Consider the following 18,961-nt stretch of genomic DNA (forward strand, 5'->3'; position numbering starts at 1 on the left):
GTTACATGGATCAGCCCAAGCGGGCGGCAATGGTGCGTTCCAAAGCCATCAACCCATCGTGAAGCAGGATAGCCAGGACCGCAACCACCAACCCGCCTTGGAGGATGAAGGCCACGTTGTTGGACTGGAGACCGGCGATGATAACCTCGCCGAGCCCTTTGGCCGCAACGGTCGAGCCGATGGTGGCCGTGCCGAGACTGATGATGGCGGAGAGGCGGATCCCTGCCAGGATAACCGGCATCGCAAGCGGAAGCTCCACATTCAGGAGGCGCTGGCGCGGCGTCATGCCCATGCCTTTGGCTGCATCGAGAACCAGTGGCGGAACCTGAGTGAGGCCACTGATCGTGTTCTCGAAGATCGGGAGCAGTCCATAAAGAAACAAGGCGATCAGCGTTGGGGCCTGACCAAAGCCCACGAGCGGTACCGCAACAGCCAAGACGGCGACCGGAGGAAAAGTCTGGCCAATATTGACGATGCTCCGGGACAGGGGGAGGAACTCCAAACCCGAGGGCCGCGTGACGAAGATTCCGAGCAAGACGGCAACGACCGTACTGGCACTGACCGCTCCGAACACGGTTTGCAGATGGGCTATGGTCAGGGACAGAAGACTGCCCTGATCGTAAATGGCCGGGGCGCCATTTTCCGTGAACGGCTCAAACGCGAAGGCGAAGACGTGCGGCGCCGTGATGAACGTGACGAGCAGCGCAAAGGCTGCGATCCGCAGAAACACAGCCGGTCGTATCATGGGGCCTGCCGTCCATGGGCGAGAATGCCCCCGATGCTGACCCGGCCGAGCATCGCTCCCGACGAATCGAGAACCGGAAGCGCGTCGCGTCCCACCCAGACCATTCTGGCCAGGGCCTCGCGAAGGTCGATGGACGCATCGAGGGGTTCCCCATCCGCCGTGCCTGGTTCAACCACATCGCGGACTCTCGTGAGCGACAGGAGCCGGAACGGCCGCTCGGCGGTGCCGACCAGCCGCTCGACGAATCCTTCCGCGGGATGGGTCAGCAACTCGGCGGCCGTCCCATACTGCACCAGCCGAGCCTCATCCATGACGGCGATCTTGTCGCCAAGGCGAAAGGCTTCCTCCATATCGTGTGTCACGAGAACGACGGTCGTGCCCAGGCGGCGCTGAATGGCAAGGAGATCGTCCTGCGCCTTGCTCCGAATAACCGGATCAAGAGCTCCGAACGGCTCGTCCATCAGAAGGAGCGCGGGCCGGGCCGCCAAGGCCCGCGCGACGCCAACCCGCTGCTGTTGCCCACCTGACAGTTCGTGCGGGTACTTTCCGGCGAATTCGGCCGGATCGAGCTGGAACAATTGCAGCAGCTCGTCGACCCGCTGACCGATCCGCTTAGCCTCCCATCCCAGCAGACGAGGCACCGTGGCAATATTCCCGGCGACCGTTCGGTGAGGGAAAAGCCCATTTCCCTGAATCACGTAGCCGATCCGATGGCGCAGTTCGTCCTCGGGAACCGCCATCGTGTCCTGGCCGTCGATCAGAACCCGGCCGGAGCTCGGCTCGACAAGCCGGTTGATCATGCGCAGCAGGGTCGACTTGCCGGCGCCGGACGTGCCGACGATCACCGTGATGGATCCTTCCTCCATCCGCATGCTGACGTCGTCGACGACGATCGTATCGTCATAGCGCTTTGAAAGGTTCTGGATCTCGATCATGAGTGGGCTCTCCCGGCAAGTTCGATGATCGCATCGAGAATAACCGCCGCGGCGAACGACAGACCGACGGTCGGAATGGCGCCCAGCAGCACCAGATCCATGGCCGTCTGTCCTATTCCCTGGAACACGAAAGTGCCCAGGCCCCCTCCCCCGATGAGCGCCGCGACCGTCGCAAGACCCAGATTCTGAACCAGCACGATGCGGATGCCCGTCAGGATGACGGGCAGCGCCAGCGGAAACTTGACCTGGAACAGCCGCTGCCTGCGCGACATTCCCATGCCGCGCGCCGCATCCACGACGCTCGCCGGAACCTGATCAAGTCCCACGACCGTGTTGGCGACGATCGGGAGAAGCGCATAGAGAACAAGCGCCAAGAAGGCCGGGGCCGTGCCGATGCCGCGTATCCCGATCGCCGCCGCGAGAGGCACGTTCGCCGCAAGGTACCCCAGAGGGACCATCAGCATGCCGAACAGGGCGATGCTGGGGATCGTCTGCAGGATGTTGAGGACTTGGAGCATCGGGACGCGGACCACCCGCACCCGGTGGCACAGGATGCCGAGCGGCAAACCGATGATGACCGCAGCCAGGACCGATCCGAGGCTGAGAAGAACGTGATGTCGGGCCTCACGCCAGAAACTGTCTGTGCGAGTCGCATATTCCTTCAGGAGCGAAAGATCGTGCCAGGCGCCGGACAACAGGAGCAACGCGATGGCCCCGGCTGCGACCGCAAGAGCCGCGAGACGCGCCCAGGGGCCGAAGCGCAGGCGTGTCAGAGAATCGGCTGCCAGAAGACCGAATGCGAGGACCAGGAGCCAGAATCCGGAAGCGGGCGATACGCGGGCGAAGCTGTTGCCGGCCGGCGTCACGAACCCTGCCGACAGACCAACGGCTGGAGCGACGACGACGAGACCGACCGCGGCGGCGATCAATCGCACTGAAGGCCGGCGAATCAGAACAGCGACCCATGCGGCGCCGATCACCGCCGCCAGGACGATCACGATCATCGTCGTCGGAAGCGCGTGAAGCAGCAGGCGAGGTTCGCCGGACACGATCCGGTTGGCCCGATATGTCACAAACGGCAGAACGAATGCCGCAAAAAGCGCCAGAGCCGCAACGAGGCTCCCGAGGCGGTCGAATGCGATGCCCAGACGAGGCATGGATGCATCCCATCGGCTCGCCCGCGTGGAAGATGCGGTCACAGCGGGCTTTGTCCCCCTCGCATGAGAGCCTCGCTCCACAATCGCCCCATCCTGATCGCCTACTTTATGAAGCCCTTGGACTTCAGGTAGTCGGCCGCGACCGCCTTGGCCGCCTCGCCGCCGATCTGCACCCGCGCATTGAGCGTCTGCAAGGTGTTGAGATCAAGCGATTCGAAGACCGGCTTTAGCATGTCGGCGATCTTGGGGTTGTCCTTCAGGACGGCCTCGCGAATGATCGGCGCGGGCGCATAAACCGGTTGCACGCTCTTGTCGTCCGCCATGACCACGAGCCCGGACGGCACAATGCCCCCGTCCGTTCCATAGACCATGGCGGCGTTGGCCTTGTTCGTCTGCTCCGCTGCCGCCTTGATGGTCGCGGCCGTGTCGCCTCCGGACAGAACGATCAGCTGCTCCGGCTTCATCTTGAAGTCGTAAGCCTTCTGGAAGGCCGGAAGGGCCGCGGCGGAATTGACGAACTCGGCCGATGCGGCGAGCACCACGCTCCCTCCGCCGGCGACCCATTTCCCGAAATCCGACATGCTGGCCAACTTGTTGGAGCCCGCAACATCCTTACGGAGAGCGATCGCCCACGTGTTGTTGGCGGGAGACGGGGTGAGCCAGACGATCTTGTTGGCATCATAATCGAGCTGCTTGGCGGTCTCGTATCCCTTGGCCGCGTCCTTCCAGACCGGGTCATCGGCCTTGTTGAAGAAGAATCCCGCATTTCCCGTGTATTCCGGGTAGATGTCGATCTCGCCGGCCGTAATGGCTTTCCGCACCACGGGCGTGGCGCCGAGCTGAATGCGGTCCTGCGTCTTGATGCCGTTGGCGTTGAGCACCTGAAGGATAATATTGCCGAGGACCGAACCTTCGGTGTCGATCTTCGACGAAACCACCACGTCTGCGGCCTGCGCGGCCAGGGTGGACAGGCTCATGACGGCAGCCGAAGCCAGAGATATCAAAACGTTTTTCATCAGACGACCCCTGCGGAGGATCCGGTAATCCGGACCCCTGATGTAGGGCCTATTCTACACGCCGACAGATCTCTTGCTAAGATTCCGTCGCGTCTCTTCCGGTATGGTTGACGGCGAGATCCCGCATCCGGGGGGCGTGCGGATGCGGGATCGGGGCGCCTTCCGTTGCGGTATCAAGAACCGTCACGCGAAAAACGCGCCCTGCGGCTCCTGCGCGATGGTGAAGCGCACCTGCGCCTGGGGCCGGTGGTCCTCGGACAGGTATCGCCAGGTCCGCTCCGCATCGCTGCGGTGTTCAAAGGGGCCGACGACACGCTCCGTACCCTGAATCAGAGTTTCGAAATCCGTGGACGTGTATTCACCGCCCACGACCCAGTAGCGATTCTTCTGCATGGTCGTTCTCCATTGTTGGGGTTGAATTCGGGCTATTCGGCCGCCTGGAGCTTCGCCGATGGGCGGAACTGCGCCGTTTCCGTGGACTCGCTCATGGCGGTCGTCGACGACTGCCCACCGGTAATGGCGAGAGACACCTGGTCGAAGTAGCCGGTGCCGACCTCGCGCTGGTGGCGGGTTGCCGTATAGCCGTTCGCTTCGGCCGCGAATTCCTGGGTCTGAAGCTCCGAATAGGCGCCCATCCCGCGCTCCCGATACCCTCGCGCCAGATCGAACATCCCGAAATTGAGCTGATGGAAACCGGCGAGCGTGACGAACTGGAACTTGTAGCCCATGGCGCCCAATTCACGCTGGAAGGTCGCGATGGTCGCGTCGTCGAGCTTCTTCCTCCAGTTGAACGAGGGCGAGCAGTTATAGGCCAGGAGCTTACCCGGGAAACGCTTGTGTATCGCGTCCGCGAAGGTCCGTGCATCGTCCAGATCCGGGTGCGATGTCTCCCACCACAGAAGATCCGCATATTCCGCATAGGCAAGGCCGCGGGCGATGCAGTGATCGAGGCCCGTTCCTTCCTTCAGGCGATAGAAGCCTTCGGGAGTTCGGCTCTCGGGCTCGATGAACGGCCGGTCCCTTTCGTCCACGTCGGAGGTGATGAGCCGGGCGGATTCCGCGTCGGTTCGCGCCACCACGAGGGTCGTGGTGCCCATGACGTCCGCCGCGAGGCGCGCCGCGACGAGATTGCGCTCATGGGCCGAGGTCGGGATCAGCACCTTGCCGCCGAGGTGGCCGCATTTCTTCTCCGAAGCCAGCTGATCCTCGAAATGCACACCCGCAGCGCCGGCCTCGATATACGCCTTCATGATCTCGAAGGCATTGAGAGGACCACCGAAACCCGCTTCCGCATCCGCCACGATGGGCAGAAACCAATCCCGCTGCGCGCCGCCTTCCGCATGCTCGATCTGGTCGGCCCGCTGGAGCGTCCGGTTGATCCGCCGGCAGAGCTCGGGCCCGGAATTGGCCGGATAGAGCGATTGATCGGGATACATGGCGCCGGCCACATTGGCATCCGCCGCAACCTGCCAGCCGGAAAGATAGATCGCCTCGAGCCCCGCGCGAGCCATCTGCATCGCTTGGTTGCCGGTCATCGCTCCGAGCGAATGAACATAGGGGCGCTCCTGCAGGAGCTGCCAGAGGCGTTGGGCGCCGCGCTCGGCCAGCGTATGGGCAATCGGCAGGGAGCCGCGCAGACGCCGCACATCGTCAAGCGCATAAGGGCGGCGAATGCCGTCGAAGCGCCCGGCGGGCACGGCGGCGAAGAGCTCGTCGAAAGAACCCGGTTCGGCTGAGGCGTTCATTGTGCATCCTTCCGTTTACATTCATTGACAAATCCATCCTGCAATCCACAATCACGCGGAGAAACAGGCGGCTCTTCATCAGTAACGGCTAAGGAGGAGTTTCTTTCAACGCTTGATTTCCAAAGAAAAGTGACCGTGTAAATTCACGACAGGCCAACCTGCGTAAAGCTGTAAAGAAATTTACAATGGATGATGCCAAGAAGCTGTTCGTCGGCCCCCGTCTCAAGCGTCTGCGACGCGATCTCAACCTGAGCCAGGTCGGCATGGCGGAGGAGCTCGGCCTCTCGCCGAGCTACCTCAACCTGATGGAGCGCAACCAGCGTCCGATCACGGCGCAGGTCCTGATCCGCCTCGCCCATGCCTATTCCCTCGACCCGCGGGAATTCGCCACCGACGATACAGAGCGCGCGGCTTCCGAGCTGGAGGAGATCTTCACGGACCCCCTCTTCCGCAGCACACCGGTCCCACGCCTCGAATTGCGTGAGGCGATCGAAACGGCCCCGGGGCTGATCGATGCGGTGAGCCGCCTCTACCGGGCCTACGTGTCCTTACGCAGCGCGCGGGAGGCGCAGACGCCCGAGGTGAGCGATCGGGATCGGGCCGAGGACGCGCCGCAGGACAACCCCGTCGATCGCGTCCGGCAGCTGATCCAGAATGCCCGCAACTATTTCCCGGAGCTCGACGAGGCCGCCGAGGCGCTCGCATCCGACCTGCAGGTCACCGGGCACGAGCCCTTCTTCGCCATCGCCGAGCGCCTCAGAATCCATCATGGGATCCGAGTCAGAGTCATGCCGGTGGACATCATGTCCGACTCGCTTCGCCGCTATGACCACCATCGCCGTCAGCTGCTGATTTCCGAGATGGTGGATCCGCCGGGCAGGACCTTCCAGGCCGCCTACCAGCTGGCATTCGCGGAAATGCGGCAGGTGATCGACGACCTTTCGGTCCGTCTCGAACCCGCAGAAGGACCGGCCAGGCGCCTGCTGCGCGTGTCGCTCGCGAACTATTTCGCCGGCGCCCTCATGATGCCGTACGGAAAGTTTCACACGGCGGCGGAAAGCCTCGGCTACGACGTGGATGTGCTCGGTGCCCGCTTCGGGGCGAGTTTCGAGCAGGTCGCCCATCGCCTCACCACCCTCGCCCGGCCCGGAGCGCGCGGTATTCCGTTTTTCCTGGTCCGGGTCGATTCCGCCGGGAATGTTTCCAAGCGCTTCTCGTCGGGGCGCTTTCCGTTCTCGCAATACGGCGGCACCTGCCCGCTCTGGAACGTCCACGCCACCTTCAAGACGCCGGGGCAGATCGTCACCCAGATCATCGAGCTTCCCGACATGTCGCGCTGGTTCTCGGTGGCGCGCGCGGTCAAACGCGCCTCGACGGTCTGGGGAATGCCGGATCCGCATTTCGTGGTCGGCCTCGGCTGCGAGCTGAAATACGCGCACCGGCTGGTTTATGCCCGCGGTCTCGACCTCACCACCCCGGACCCGACTCCCATCGGCATCAATTGCCGCCTGTGCGAGCGGCCCGCCTGCCCTCAGCGCGCCGCGCCGCCTCTCATGCATGCGCTGATCGTGGATGAGATGAAGCGGGGAGTTTCGCCGTTCGAATTCGACCCGGCGTGAATTCCCGTCAGGCTGCGAGGTCCGCCTTGCCGGGCGCTTCGAGCCAATGATCGAGAAATTGATCGAGCCACAGCGATACCTGGGGGTCGTAGAGAAAACGTCCCTCGATCTGGCGGGCGCGATCCTGCGCGCCCGGCATGGCAAGCCGCTCCGCCGCCCGGACGGTCCAACGGCAGATCATGGCGTGCGTCACCTCGGGGTGGAATTGAAGGCCGTAGGCGGCTTGGCCCGCACGGATCGCCTGGGTCGGGAAATCGTCGCCGGTCGCAAGGATGTCGGCGCCGGACGGGCAGTCGAACCCCTCTCGATGCCAGTGATAAACGTGGGTCGGCCAGGGAACGCCCCAAAGACGGCTCAAGGCGGTGCCGGTTTCCGTCGGAACGAGGGGATAGTAACCGATTTCAGCCCGCCCTTCCGGATGCTCCCATACCTGGGCCCCAAGATGCTTGGCCAACATCTGCGCACCGAGGCAAAGGCCGAGATAGGGCTTGTTTTCCCGCAGCGGAACGCCGATCCAGTCGATCTCCGCCTTGACGAAATCGTCCGTGTCGTTGGCGCTCATGGGACCGCCGAAAATGATCGCGCCGGCATGGCCGGACAGCGTTTCCGGCAAGGGATCGCCATAGCGCGGTCGGCGAATGTCGAGGGAATATCCGCGCTCCTGCAGAAGACGGCCGACCCGGCCGGGAGTGGAATGCTCCTGGTGCAGGACGATCAAGATCGGCGCCCGAGCAATCCTCTCAGCCATGATCCGGGCCCGCTGCGCGAGGGTTCAGGGAATCCTGCTTGATGGCATGCAGCTCCGCATCCGATAGGCCCAGGAGCCGTCCCGTTCGCCAAATAAGATCGTCCTCGAACTCGTGAACGACCCCGTCCACCGCCGCCACCTGATAGGCCAGCGCCAGAAGGCGGGGCCGATCGGACGGGGGAATATCCTGCGCGATACGGTCGATCAGCGTCGTCGCTGGATCGAGCATATCCTTCTTGTCGCGGACGCGGGTGATCAGGCGCTCCGCCTGCCCTTCCGTCAATCCGAACCGGGATTGCATCAGGGACAGAAGAGCCTCCTCCTCGACTTTGAGGATGCGCCCGTCGGCGTGAGTCACAAGGGTCAGGAGGGCGGCGACGGTGAGCTGCTCACCATGATCGACCACACCTTCAGGTGCGGTCTCGGCACCGAGGATATCGCGGAAATAGGACACAAACGACATGCGCCGATTATTCAGGCGAGTTCTTCTGTTTCGCAAGAGGCCACGTTCGCCCGGTTGCCCGAGAGCGGCCTAGGTCCATCTGTCACACATGTTCCTTTACGTAACCCGCCGGCCTCACGAATTCATCCCGTCGAAGCACGGGGAAATGTGAACAAAGGTCTTGAAAAATCTATCGAATCCGCCATGACTTTAGGCACACGGCCAAGCTACCGGCGCGATGTGTCGGACCGACTCGCAGCCTCTCGCACGGGCTGAGGTCATCATGGTGCGACCTATGCGTCGGAAGCATGCTTTGGAGCTGACCGGGACGATGGTACATGTTACTGATTCCCGTTAATGCTTCAGGCATTCCGGCGGCAGGTTCTGGCACCATGCCTTTTGGGCACGGACCAATTTGTAAGAGAAAGTGAAGTTGTGACCGAAAGCTTGATGGGCAGCGGCGATCTGAACGGCTTACGCATCCTGGTTGTAGAGGACGAAGCCGCTATCTCCCTGTTGCTGGAGGACATGCTTCTCGACTTCGGCTGCGAGGTCATCGGCCCGGCAGCCCGTTTGTCCGCCGCCCTCGATGCGGTCGCACGGGAGCAGGTCGATCTGGCCATCCTTGACGTGAACGTCGCTGGCGAGCCGATCTATCCGGTCGCGGAAGCCCTGGCTCAACGCTCCATTCCGTTCGTGTTCTCGACCGGTTATGGCAGCGCGGGCATTCGGGATACGTTCCGGGATCGGCCGGTTCTCCAAAAGCCGTTCGCACAAAACGATCTCAAGCAAAAGCTGCTGATCGCGCGCGCCAACCGCACCTAAAAGATACACATTTCGCTATATTGTCACCGCATATTCATCATGTGCGGGAAAACACCGTCGGAGTGTTCTAAATCCGCTTTCAAGTTACGTTATCCCAGATTAAGCTCCGGCCTGAATCTGGGATATGTTGTAACCTTGTCAGCGAGCGCAGATGCCGCCTTCTTTACTTCGCCTTCTGACCGCAACAAGTGCCGTGGCACTTGGATTGACCGGTGCTTTTGCGCAGGTCCCCGTGCCGCGTCCGACGCCGGTGGCCGGATCCATCGTGGCCGCCAAGGGCGGCGAGGAATTACGATTCGTTCGCGAGAATCAGTGGCGCGCCGCCGAGATCCGCCAGGATGTGGTCGGAGGCGACGTCCTGCGCACCAACGCCATCGGCAATCTGGCGATTCTGTTCGCGGACCAAACGCAGATCCGCGTCGGCAAGAATTCCACCCTGATCGTCAATGACGTTGCCAGCAGCGCCAACGACAAGACGGATCTGACCCTTCAGGCCGGGACGATCTGGGCCCGCGCCGCCCGCGGCGGATCAGGCGTCGACGTGAAAACGCCGGCCGCGGTGGCGGCCATCCGAGGGACCGACTGGTCCCTTTCGGTGGATGGCTCGGGAAAGACGGCTCTGGTCGTCCTGGAAGGCGTGGTCGAACTGCGCAACGCGCAGGGATCCGTCACCGTTCGGCAGGGCGAGGGCGCCGTCGCGGCCCTCGGGCAGGCGCCGACCAAATACGTTCTGGTGAATTCCAACGATCGTGAGCAGATGCTCTTCTACATGACGCTGCGCGATGCGTTTTCGTCTCAAACGACCTCGGTCCTGACCGGGCCGGCCATGCGGGCGGAGCGCGCCCGGATCGAGGCGATCCCGCCGCAGGCCCGCCGGGCAGAGGACTGGCTCAGCTTTGCGGAAATCGCCCTTTATCTCGATGGGCGGGCTGCTGCGGAGCAGGCCCTTGCGGAAGCACGGAACCGCGGCCTGAACCAGTCGCAGCGCGCACGCGCCGACCTTGTCGAGGGCGTTCTCGCAAGTCTTCAGCGGCGGTGGCAGGATGCCGCCGTTCTCTACGGCCGGGCCGAGCGGGGCGTTGATGCCAAGCGCCGGGTGATCGCCTCGTATGGTCGCTACATCGCCCTGTCGCTCGCCAATCCGAAACAGGTCTACACGGAGCCCAAGGGTTCCCCGAACGATCCGCTTGCAGCCCTCGCCCATGCCTATGTGGTGGCATTCCGGCAGGATCTGACCGCCGCGGCCGAGGTCATCAAGGAAGCGGAGAAGCGCTTCCCCAACGATACACGCATTGCCGTGACGTCGGCGCAGATCGCCTTCGCGCTCAATCGCCGCGAGGAGATGCGCGCTTCGATCGCCAGGGCCAAGGCCATGGATCCGGATGATCCGGATGTGATCATCGCCGACAGCAGCATTCGCGGTCAGATCGACGGGGAATACAAGTCCGCCGTCGAGAATTTGCGCCGCGCCACGACCATCGCGCCGGGCCATTCCGATCTTTGGAACACGATCGGCCTGTTCGAATCCACCGGGGATTCCCCGATCGCGGCGGAACAAGCCCTTCGCCGGGCCATCGCGACCGATCCGGACAGCCCGGTCGCCTATGCCAATCTGGCCATCCTGCTGCTCGATCAGAGCAGGGTCGAGGAAGCCCGGGTCCTCATCGACAAGGCGCTCGCGATCGATCCGGCCTTCAGCACGGGCTATATCGCCCTTGGGCGTTACCTGCTCCAGACCGGGGAAACCGCGAAGGGCCTCGAGGCCATCCTGGCCGGTTCCACGGCCAATCCCGCCTATTCCCAAGGATTGCTCGCCACGGCGATCGCCTATTACCAGAATGGGGACGACGAGCTGGCCATCCAGGCCCTGGACAATGCCGACAGGCTCGATCCCAATGATCCGATCGTGTCGATCGCCCGCACGGCGGTCGCCCTCGATCAATACCGCGCCGACGAAGCCGTTCTGGCCGCGCGGGAATCCGTGCGCCGATTCCGCCAAAGAGGCGGCGACTTTGCCGGACTTGCGGTCAACAAGCAGGCGGGTTCGTACCCGGCCGCGGCCTATCGCTTTATCGACCTGAACGAGTGGGCGCGCTTTTATGGCGACCGGGTCTTCGACCCCTTCACCGCATCGAGCTATTTCGATCAGGCGGCCGCACGCCGACCCAATATTCTCACGACCCGGCCGAGCATCTCCTCCCTGGAGAACGACAGCACGGATCTGACCGCCTTCAACCTGACGGTCCAGGGGCTGTTCTTCGACCCGCTCGCGGTCTCGAGCCGCGTGCGCCGACAGGATCTGCTGCGTCGCCCGTTCGTGGATGCGGAAGTGGGCGGCAGCCTGTTCGTCAAGGACAACCGGGTAGGCTGGGGGGCGGACGCGACCGTCCAGGGTTTCTCGAACGAGCCTCTCCCGACCTCCTTCTCGCTCTCGGCCGGGCGAACCAAGATCGACGCGCGTGAAGCCATCGACAGGGAAGCCGCCGATACCGCGTCCCTCTTCCTCGGCATCGCTCCTTCCGCAGCGGATCGATTCCTGATCTTTGGTTCGGCGGCGAAAGTCGAGCCTCCGCTGATCCGCGTGGATCGGCCGACGCGCTTTTACACCAGCGATCAGGAGCTCACCTCCATGCAGGCTGGTGCCGGCTGGAGCCACAACTTCGCCGACCGGAATGTGCTGACGGCGGCCGTTTACGCCAATCGGGGCCTCGACCGGCGCAACTTCGAGTCCGTGAACGCCGAGATTCCTCCTCTGATCCTCGCCGAGCGGCAGTGGTCCAGCACCCGGACCGAGGGAGTCGTGGCAGCCGTCAACCATTCGGTCGCGTTCAACGACTTTACCCTCCGGTACGGCTATGAGGGCCAATTCGGGCGTACCTTCGCGGGCGTATTCGGACGCGGCGTGGTGATGAGCGCTCTCTCGCGAGAAAGCCAATCGGCCGATACCGCGGACCGGACCGAAGCCGATTTCAACGCCAACCGTCTCTACGCGGACCTGTTCTGGAGACCGTCCGACAAGTTCGAGGCGCAGGCCGGCGTGCAACGATCCTTCGTGGACGTGGAGCGGCAGCGCTCCGACACGCTGGTGTCCCCGCGCGTCGGTGTCGCTTTCTCGCCCGTGGAAGGACATTGGCTGCGTGCGGCCTACCGGCAGGACGGTATCCTTCCCCTGGCCTTTACCCTCTCGCCGATCACGACGGTCGGCCTCGTGCCGAATGCCCTGCCCCTTGGTATCAGCGGCCGGATGGACACCCTGGCGCTTCGGTGGGACGCGGAATGGTCGCCGCATGTCTTCACGGCGCTCGAGTATCAACGCCAGGACATACGCAACCTCGATCTTCCCTTGTCGAACACCTTCGACACCGTATCCGTCGGGAAGGCGCGAGTCGAGAGGCTCGCTGCGACCACCAACCTCTGGCTCGGGAATGGCATCGGCGTTTTCGGAACGGTCGGCGTGACCACGACCCAGGTCCGCTCGGAAGAGGCTCCCGGCCTCGACGTTCCGTTCATTGCCGGGCACTTCGCCCGCGCCGGCATCACATTCGTGCATCCGAGCCGGTTGAGGCTGACCTTGTCCGAGACCTTCGTGGGGGACCGCACCGGCGACCTGGTGGGTACGAAGCTGGACGATTACTGGAGCACGGATGCGTCCGTATCGTGGGAAACGCCGGACCGCCGCCTCCTGCTCGGTCTGACGGTGGTCAATCTGTTCGACCGCGACTACGAGGTCGCCCCGGGCGTCCCGGGTCTGGGACGGACCTTCGCGGCCACCATGAAGGCACGCTTCTAGGGTGAACAACGGCAAAGCGGCTCCGGCGGAGCAGGACTCGCAGACGACAGGGACATGGCGTCACTATGCCATCGCGCTCATCGTCGCCGCTTTGCTGATTCCATTTTCCTTCTTTTCGCCCTTCCGCCTCGTGGAGGATCGTCTCTTCGATCTTTTCTCCACTGTCGCCCCTCCCGTTCCGCCCCAGCCGGGGGTCGTCATCGTCGCCATCGACGAGCCTTCCTTCTCGGAGGTGGGCCAGCGCTGGCCCTGGCCCCGGGACCTGCATGGCCGCCTTATCGACAAGCTCCGGGCTGCCGGGGCCAAGGTCATCGGGCTCGACATCATCTTTGCCGAGCCGTCAACGGAAGAGGCCGATCGCAAACTTGCCGCCTCCCTCGGGCCGGACGTGGTTCTCGCCGCCGACGATGTGACGACGCCCCTGGAGCAAGGCACGCAGACGACCCGGGTCAATCCCATCGAGGATTTTCTCGATGCAGGGGCCCATGCGGGCGTGACGTCCGTTGATCTCGATGGCGATGCCTACCTGCGCCGCATGCCTCATGTCGAAGATGGATTTGCCGCAGCGGCTCTGAAGATGAGCGGGCACACGGTCGAAGCCCCTCCGGAAGGCGCGCTGATCCAGTACTTCGGACCGGCCCGGACATATCCGACCGTGTCTTATTATCAGGCTCTCGATCCGGACGAATTCCTGCCGCCGGGTCGCTTCAAGGATAAGGTCGTTTTCATCGGCCTGAGCCTCAAGGCCTCCACCTCGCCCGACAGTGGCGCGCCGGACGCCTTTGCAACGCCCTACACCCTTTTGAGCCAGGGGCTGACCGCCGGCGTGGAAGCCCAGGCGACCGTTCTGGATAACCTTCAGCACCGTCTCTACGTGGTGCCGGTATCGCGCCTCGTCATGGCGGGTCTTCTGTTGGCCGCCGCTGTTCTGGCAGCATTTCTTTGCCGAAACGGGGTCTCGTGGAGAACGGGGCTCCTGGCGCTCCTGACGCTGGCCCTGCTCATCGCTGGCGCCTGGGGCCTTTTGAAATGGGGACGGATTTGGGCTCCCCCGGCCCTGCCCGTTGCGGCCGCGCTGGGAGTGTTCGGCGCGCGTTTCGGTCTCGACTACGCCCGCGAGCGGCAAATGCGGCATGCGGTGTCAGAGGCTTTCTCGCGCTACCTTTCTCCCGATCTCGTGGCTCAGCTCGCCCGCAATCCCGGAGCGCTCAAACTCGGCGGGGAGCGGCGCAATCTGTCGATCCTGTTCTGCGACGTGCGCGGCTTCACAAGCCTTTCCGAACGCCTGAAGGACGAGCCCGAGCGGCTGACCGGCCTCATCAATCGTCTGCTCGATCCGCTCTCGGAGGCCGTGCTGGCCGAGAAAGGCACCATTGACAAGTACATGGGCGACTGCGTGATGGCCTTCTGGAATGCGCCGCTCCCGAGCCCGGATCATCCCTTGCAGGCCGTGAAGGCCGCGACACGCATGCTGGAAGCCGTCGGCCGGCTCAACGCCCAGCTGCGGGACGAGCAGGGGGACAATGCCCCTGTTTTCGCCATCGGCGTCGGCATCAACACGGGCGATTGCGTGGTCGGCAATGTCGGGTCCCGTTGGCGCTACGACTATTCCGTTCTTGGCGACACCGTCAATCTGGCCTCGCGGCTGGAAGGCCTGTCGAAGGAATATGGAGTGTCGCTGATCCTGGGGCCCGCCACGGCGAAGGCCGTCAAGGACCACTTCGCGCTGATCGAGCTGGACCGCATCGCCGTGCGAGGCCGCAGCACGGAATCGGCCATCTTCACGATCGTCAATCCGGACGCTCCCGTCTCCAGCATGGTGGACCTTCAGGAGCAGCATGAGCGCTTTCTGGTGGAGTTGAGAGCAGGACATCGCACACAGGCCATCGCGCTCGCGCATGCCTGCGCGGCCATCGCGCCTTCCCTGGCCCGATATTACGCCCGGATGAAAACGCGCCTGCCGGTTGAAGAATAAGGGTCAGGCTTTCGCATCCGAAGCATAGTGCAAGACGTGGCGCAAGACGTGCTCTTGCAAGCGATTTGCAAAGAGGAACAATGACTTGCGCCGGATGCCGGCCCGTCTATAAGACGTTCTGAAAATCCACCCTCTCCTGGTCTTTTGGCGCGATGGACAAGATTCAGAAACTTGCCATTGGCAGCATTTTTATCGGCGCAATCGTTTTCGCCTTGAAATTTGCTGCCTATTATCTCACCGGCAGCATCGCGCTTTATTCGGATGCTCTCGAGAGCATCATCAACGTGGTCACGGCAGTGGCGGCGCTGATGGCCATCCGCGTCAGTGCGCAGCCGGCCGACAAGAATCACCCCTATGGCCACCACAAGGTGGAATATTTCTCAGCCGTGCTCGAAGGCGTCCTGATCATCGTCGCCGCCCTGATGATCCTGCGGGAATCCTATTTTGGACTTCTCCATCCCCGGAACCTCGACATTCCGCTGGAAGGACTCGGAGTCAACGCCATCGCGAGTTTCATCAATGCGGGATGGTCCTGGCTTCTGATTCGCGAAGGTCGACGGATGCGTTCACCGGCTCTCGCCGCGGATGGGCGCCATCTCCTCACGGATGTCTATACATCCGTCGGCGTCCTGGCCGGGCTCCTCTTCGTGCCCTTGACCGGCTGGCATTGGCTCGATCCGGCCATGGCGGCATTGGTCGCCGTCAATATTCTTTGGTCGGGCTGGGGGCTGATGAAGGAAAGCATCGGCGGATTGATGGACGAGGCCGTGCCGGAGGAAACCCTCAGACGCGTCCGCGAGGTCATCGCCATCAATGCCGAGGGCGCCATCGAAGCCCACGACCTGCGGACCCGACATGCCGGCCGGATGACCTTCATCGACTTCCATCTGGTGGTACCCGGCGGCATGAGCGTGACGGATGCGCACGACATTTGCGACCGAATCGAGCGATCCCTCAAAGCTGAGATCGAAGACGCTCTCATCACGATCCACGTGGAGCCGGACGACAAGGCAAAGCACGCAGGCATCGTCGTTCTGTCCTGAGACCGATCCCCACTGAAATCAGCACGCGAGAGAGTGCTTGAACGGCGCATCACCGCGCGGAATCCAGGCCCACGTCCATGGACAGGGGCCTTCCATAACCGCAGGATCTAGAGAACGAACCAAGCCTTTGAAAGGGCCTTCACGTTCTTCAAGTGAAGAACAGCTTCGGCTGCCGCATCCTGATCGGTATTGAGATAGACATAGCTGTCCTTGCCGATCTTCTCGTACCGTGCCTGACCAGCCTTGGTGAACGCATGCGTGCCGATAAAAGCGAAGGCTTGATCACCCTTGATCTTGGTATTCGCATCGATGGCCTTCAGGTTGATCCTGTCACCCCGTACGCCCGAGAAATCGATGATGTGATCGGCCGCCTTTCGGGTGACACCTGTATCTTTGTTGTGGAACACGAAGATATCTCGCCCGCTGCCGCCGATAAGGATGTCCTGGCCCAAGCCGCCTTCGAGGCGATCATCTCCGCCTCCGCCGTTCAGGATGTCCTTGCCAACGCCGCCGGTGAGAACGTCATTGCCGCCCCCGCCCGAGAGCTTGTCCGAACCGACACCGCCAGAGATGATATCACCTCGATCCGTTCCTGAGATGATTTCGCTGGCGATGTCCTGAATGGCAACCTTGACGACTTTTTCGAGGCTGAGCCCAGTCTGATCGGTTGCACGAAGGATAATGCTCTCGCTGGAACTTTGCTCGTAATCGAGTAAGGCGCCCTTCGCAACGACGATCTTGTCGCCACTGAGGGCGAAACGGCCGTTTGCTCCATCAACCAGTTCATACTTGAACTTGCTGTCGGCATCCTCGTCTATGGCAGACACGGTGCCGACAACCGTTCCGTTCTGGCTGTTTTCAGCAATAGTTGCAGGAGATAGAAAGATATCGTTCGGACGCTCGCTTACATCTGTGACAGTGATTGTAAACTTCTTGTCGAACGTATGCCCGACAGCATCCCGTGTACGCACGACAACGTCATAGGATCCATTGGGCTCATGATTGAGCAGTGCGCTATTCCCGACAACGAGATGCTGGCCGGAGAGGGCGAAGCGCCCTCCGGCGCTATCGACGAGAGAATATGTGAAAGTGTCGCCCGTATCGGCATCTGTTGTGTCGAACGCCCCGATGACCACATCCTTCTGCGTGTTCTCCTCGACGGCCTTGTTATCGAGTGAGATATCCGTGGGAGCCTCACCCAGAAGCTCCGAGAGGGTGAAGGTTCCATCTTCAAACTTCAGGGATTCGATATTTGTGATCGCGTCGGAGCCGTCTATATCGCGGTTATCGGAAACAAGAATCACATGATTGTCTTCATCGCCGATGGTGATTTTGTAGTCCGAAAGCTTGCCGCTCCACTCTGCCAGATCCGCATTCCCGTCGCTGCCATCGATCAGATCATCTCCGGCGCCGCCAATCAGAATATCGTTTGTTTCGCTTCCATAGAGCACATCTTCGCCTGAGCCTCCGATTGCCTTCTCAATGATCGTTCCCACGTCGATGGCGAGATTATTTGTCATGCCTGCAACGCTACTGAACGTTCCAGGCTGAAGACTGATGAAGGAACCCTCGGAATAACCCGATAGGTCCAGCGTGTTATCAGTCCCTTGATCATAGAGAGTGACAACCGGATGCTGGTTGAGCGAAAAGTCGAAGAAACTTTTCAACGGGCCTGTGATGTTGCTGTTGAAGCCGAAGACTTGACCACCTGATAAAGGTGTGTCGACGGGAGCGCCATAGAGTTGCTGAATGGCTATGATGTCCAGCATCATGGGAGTGAGGGCCGCTTGCCGGGGAAAACCTTCGGCATCTGTCCCCCAATCCGTCCCCGGAGTCGGATAGCTGTCGTAGTATTTCGCATCGTCCCGCGACCAATCAATATACGACATGATCGTATATTGGCGGTTGTCATAGGCACTGAATTGCTGGGTCTGTGGATCGACGTCGCCGTTGTATGCGCCTCCATGCCCCAAGCCGAGCAAATGACCGACTTCGTGAATGACGGTTCCCATGCCATATCCGCCAAGCAGGTTCAGGTCGCCCGACAGATCGAAACCCATTTTGGTTGTATCGATCGAGATATAAGCCTGATCGATCGGAGTGCCCGGTGTCGTGCCCGAGCCCTCGGAGACGGGGCCGTCCTCGTAGGCGCTACCGTCCTGTCCGCGCACAAGGACGAAATCCGCATCGGGGCTGCCATCCTCCACGAACTGCACGTTGGCGACAGCGGACCACAACGCAAAGGCCTTTAGATAAGTGTTCTTTTCCGTCGGCGTAAAATCGGAGACTGGCTCGAAGCTGTACGAAATAACCGCTCCAGTGCCCGTGACGGGGTCGCCCCACTTTCGAGCGGTTTGATCGACGCTCCCCCAGTAACTCGTATTCGTAAGTACGCCATCCGCGTCCATCCCGTTGATGAATGCTATCTCGTCGTATGCGGACGGGCTGGTGGGACCGGCAAGGTGCGGAGCACTGGGAGTTTGTGGGGCCTTATGCGTCGGATCGAACGGCAGCATCCCGCCTTGGGAGTTTTCATGATCCGTTTGCCGCATCAGATTAGCGTGTTGGAATGAACCCCAAGCTTGATGCTGACCGGTCTGACCGCAGAAGAAACACATAACCTGATCCCCCTTGCCTACGCATTTAGGTAGGTCTTTTCATCAAGATAAGCACAGGTTCTTGATGATCCGATGGAGGGGTACCATGTGCAGTAATAAAGACAATGATATAATGTTATGAAAAACGTCTGACTTGTGCGGAATCGCACAGGCATCGAATCCCTCGTCATCGAGAAGGATTATTCTTATCTAACGGGAAGTCGAAAATGGTGCCGCAAGAGGGATTCGAACCCCCGACCCCCTCATTACGAATGAGGTGCTCTACCAGCTGAGCTATTGCGGCGTCGCGATCGCATGATCGAA

General features: G+C 61.9%; 14 protein-coding genes and 1 tRNA gene. 5 read left to right on the forward strand and 10 right to left on the reverse strand.

Translation table 11 applies throughout. The annotated features are described in order from the left end of the window. Window positions 1-10 precede the first annotated feature (10 nt). The 6 genes from LJD17_RS00530 to aceA form a co-directional block, all read right to left on the reverse strand. Window positions 11-745, reverse strand: coding sequence for an ABC transporter permease (locus LJD17_RS00530; protein WP_227381847.1), 735 nt, complete (start codon window positions 743-745; stop codon window positions 11-13). Beyond that, window positions 742-1,680 carry an ABC transporter ATP-binding protein gene (locus tag LJD17_RS00535; RefSeq protein WP_227381849.1) on the reverse strand — a complete coding sequence of 313 codons (939 nt, stop codon included), beginning with the start codon at window positions 1,678-1,680 and terminating at the stop codon, window positions 742-744. The genes LJD17_RS00530 and LJD17_RS00535 overlap by 4 nt, the downstream gene beginning before the upstream one ends. Next, on the reverse strand, window positions 1,677-2,837 hold the full coding sequence (locus tag LJD17_RS00540; RefSeq protein WP_227381852.1) for an ABC transporter permease: 1,161 nt from the start codon (window positions 2,835-2,837) through the stop codon (window positions 1,677-1,679). The genes LJD17_RS00535 and LJD17_RS00540 overlap by 4 nt, the downstream gene beginning before the upstream one ends. 101 nt (window positions 2,838-2,938) lie before the next feature. After that, window positions 2,939-3,853 (reverse strand): glycine betaine ABC transporter substrate-binding protein OsmF, encoded by a 915-nt coding sequence (gene osmF / locus LJD17_RS00545; protein ID WP_227381853.1) that lies wholly within the window; start codon window positions 3,851-3,853, stop codon window positions 2,939-2,941. A 183-nt stretch (window positions 3,854-4,036) separates the two neighbouring features. Continuing rightward, the gene (locus LJD17_RS00550) at window positions 4,037-4,246 is read right to left on the reverse strand and encodes a DUF4170 domain-containing protein (protein ID WP_227381855.1); all 210 of its coding nucleotides are present in this window, start codon (window positions 4,244-4,246) and stop codon (window positions 4,037-4,039) included. A gap of 32 nt (window positions 4,247-4,278) precedes the next feature. Further along, window positions 4,279-5,598, reverse strand: a complete 1,320-nt coding sequence (gene aceA / locus LJD17_RS00555; RefSeq protein WP_227381857.1) for an isocitrate lyase — start codon at window positions 5,596-5,598, stop codon at window positions 4,279-4,281. Window positions 5,599-5,783: 185 nt separating this feature from the next. Between aceA and LJD17_RS00560 the strand changes: the two genes are divergently transcribed. Beyond that, complete coding sequence (locus LJD17_RS00560; protein WP_227381859.1) at window positions 5,784-7,217, forward strand: helix-turn-helix domain-containing protein; 1,434 nt, start codon at window positions 5,784-5,786, stop codon at window positions 7,215-7,217. 7 nt (window positions 7,218-7,224) lie between these two features. Here the strand turns inward: LJD17_RS00560 and LJD17_RS00565 are convergent, their stop codons facing one another. Together LJD17_RS00565 and LJD17_RS00570 are read right to left on the reverse strand one after the other, a co-directional pair. Further along, the gene (locus tag LJD17_RS00565) at window positions 7,225-7,965 is read right to left on the reverse strand and encodes a glutamine amidotransferase (protein ID WP_227381861.1); all 741 of its coding nucleotides are present in this window, start codon (window positions 7,963-7,965) and stop codon (window positions 7,225-7,227) included. Beyond that, entirely contained in the window at window positions 7,958-8,428 is a 471-nt protein-coding gene (locus LJD17_RS00570) for a tellurite resistance TerB family protein (RefSeq protein ID WP_227381863.1), read from the reverse strand. The genes LJD17_RS00565 and LJD17_RS00570 overlap by 8 nt, the downstream gene beginning before the upstream one ends. Window positions 8,429-8,857: 429 nt before the next feature. Here LJD17_RS00570 and LJD17_RS00575 point away from each other — a divergent pair, with 429 nt between their 5' ends. The 4 genes from LJD17_RS00575 (at window position 8,858) to LJD17_RS00590 (ending at window position 16,040) form a co-directional block, all read left to right on the forward strand. Then, window positions 8,858-9,232: a response regulator gene (locus LJD17_RS00575; RefSeq protein WP_227382883.1), complete on the forward strand. Its 375-nt coding sequence runs from the start codon at window positions 8,858-8,860 to the stop codon at window positions 9,230-9,232. Between the two features lie 151 nt (window positions 9,233-9,383). Further along, a complete protein-coding gene (locus LJD17_RS00580) occupies window positions 9,384-13,022 on the forward strand; it encodes a tetratricopeptide repeat protein (protein ID WP_227381865.1) in 3,639 nt (1,212 codons plus the stop codon). A gap of 1 nt (window position 13,023) precedes the next feature. Continuing rightward, window positions 13,024-14,997: a CHASE2 domain-containing protein gene (locus LJD17_RS00585; RefSeq protein ID WP_227381867.1), complete on the forward strand. Its 1,974-nt coding sequence runs from the start codon at window positions 13,024-13,026 to the stop codon at window positions 14,995-14,997. Window positions 14,998-15,149: 152 nt separating this feature from the next. Then, a complete protein-coding gene (locus LJD17_RS00590) occupies window positions 15,150-16,040 on the forward strand; it encodes a cation diffusion facilitator family transporter (protein WP_227381869.1) in 891 nt (296 codons plus the stop codon). Between the two features lie 107 nt (window positions 16,041-16,147). Here the strand turns inward: LJD17_RS00590 and LJD17_RS24175 are convergent, their stop codons facing one another. Both LJD17_RS24175 and LJD17_RS00605 read right to left on the reverse strand, forming a co-directional pair. Next, window positions 16,148-18,592 (reverse strand): M10 family metallopeptidase C-terminal domain-containing protein, encoded by a 2,445-nt coding sequence (locus LJD17_RS24175; RefSeq protein ID WP_319799658.1) that lies wholly within the window; start codon window positions 18,590-18,592, stop codon window positions 16,148-16,150. 273 nt (window positions 18,593-18,865) lie between these two features. Then, window positions 18,866-18,941 (reverse strand) — tRNA-Thr (locus LJD17_RS00605). Window positions 18,942-18,961 lie beyond the last annotated feature (20 nt).

Source organism: Microvirga rosea (assembly GCF_020595095.1).
Classification (GTDB): Bacteria; Pseudomonadota; Alphaproteobacteria; order Rhizobiales; family Beijerinckiaceae; genus Microvirga; species Microvirga rosea.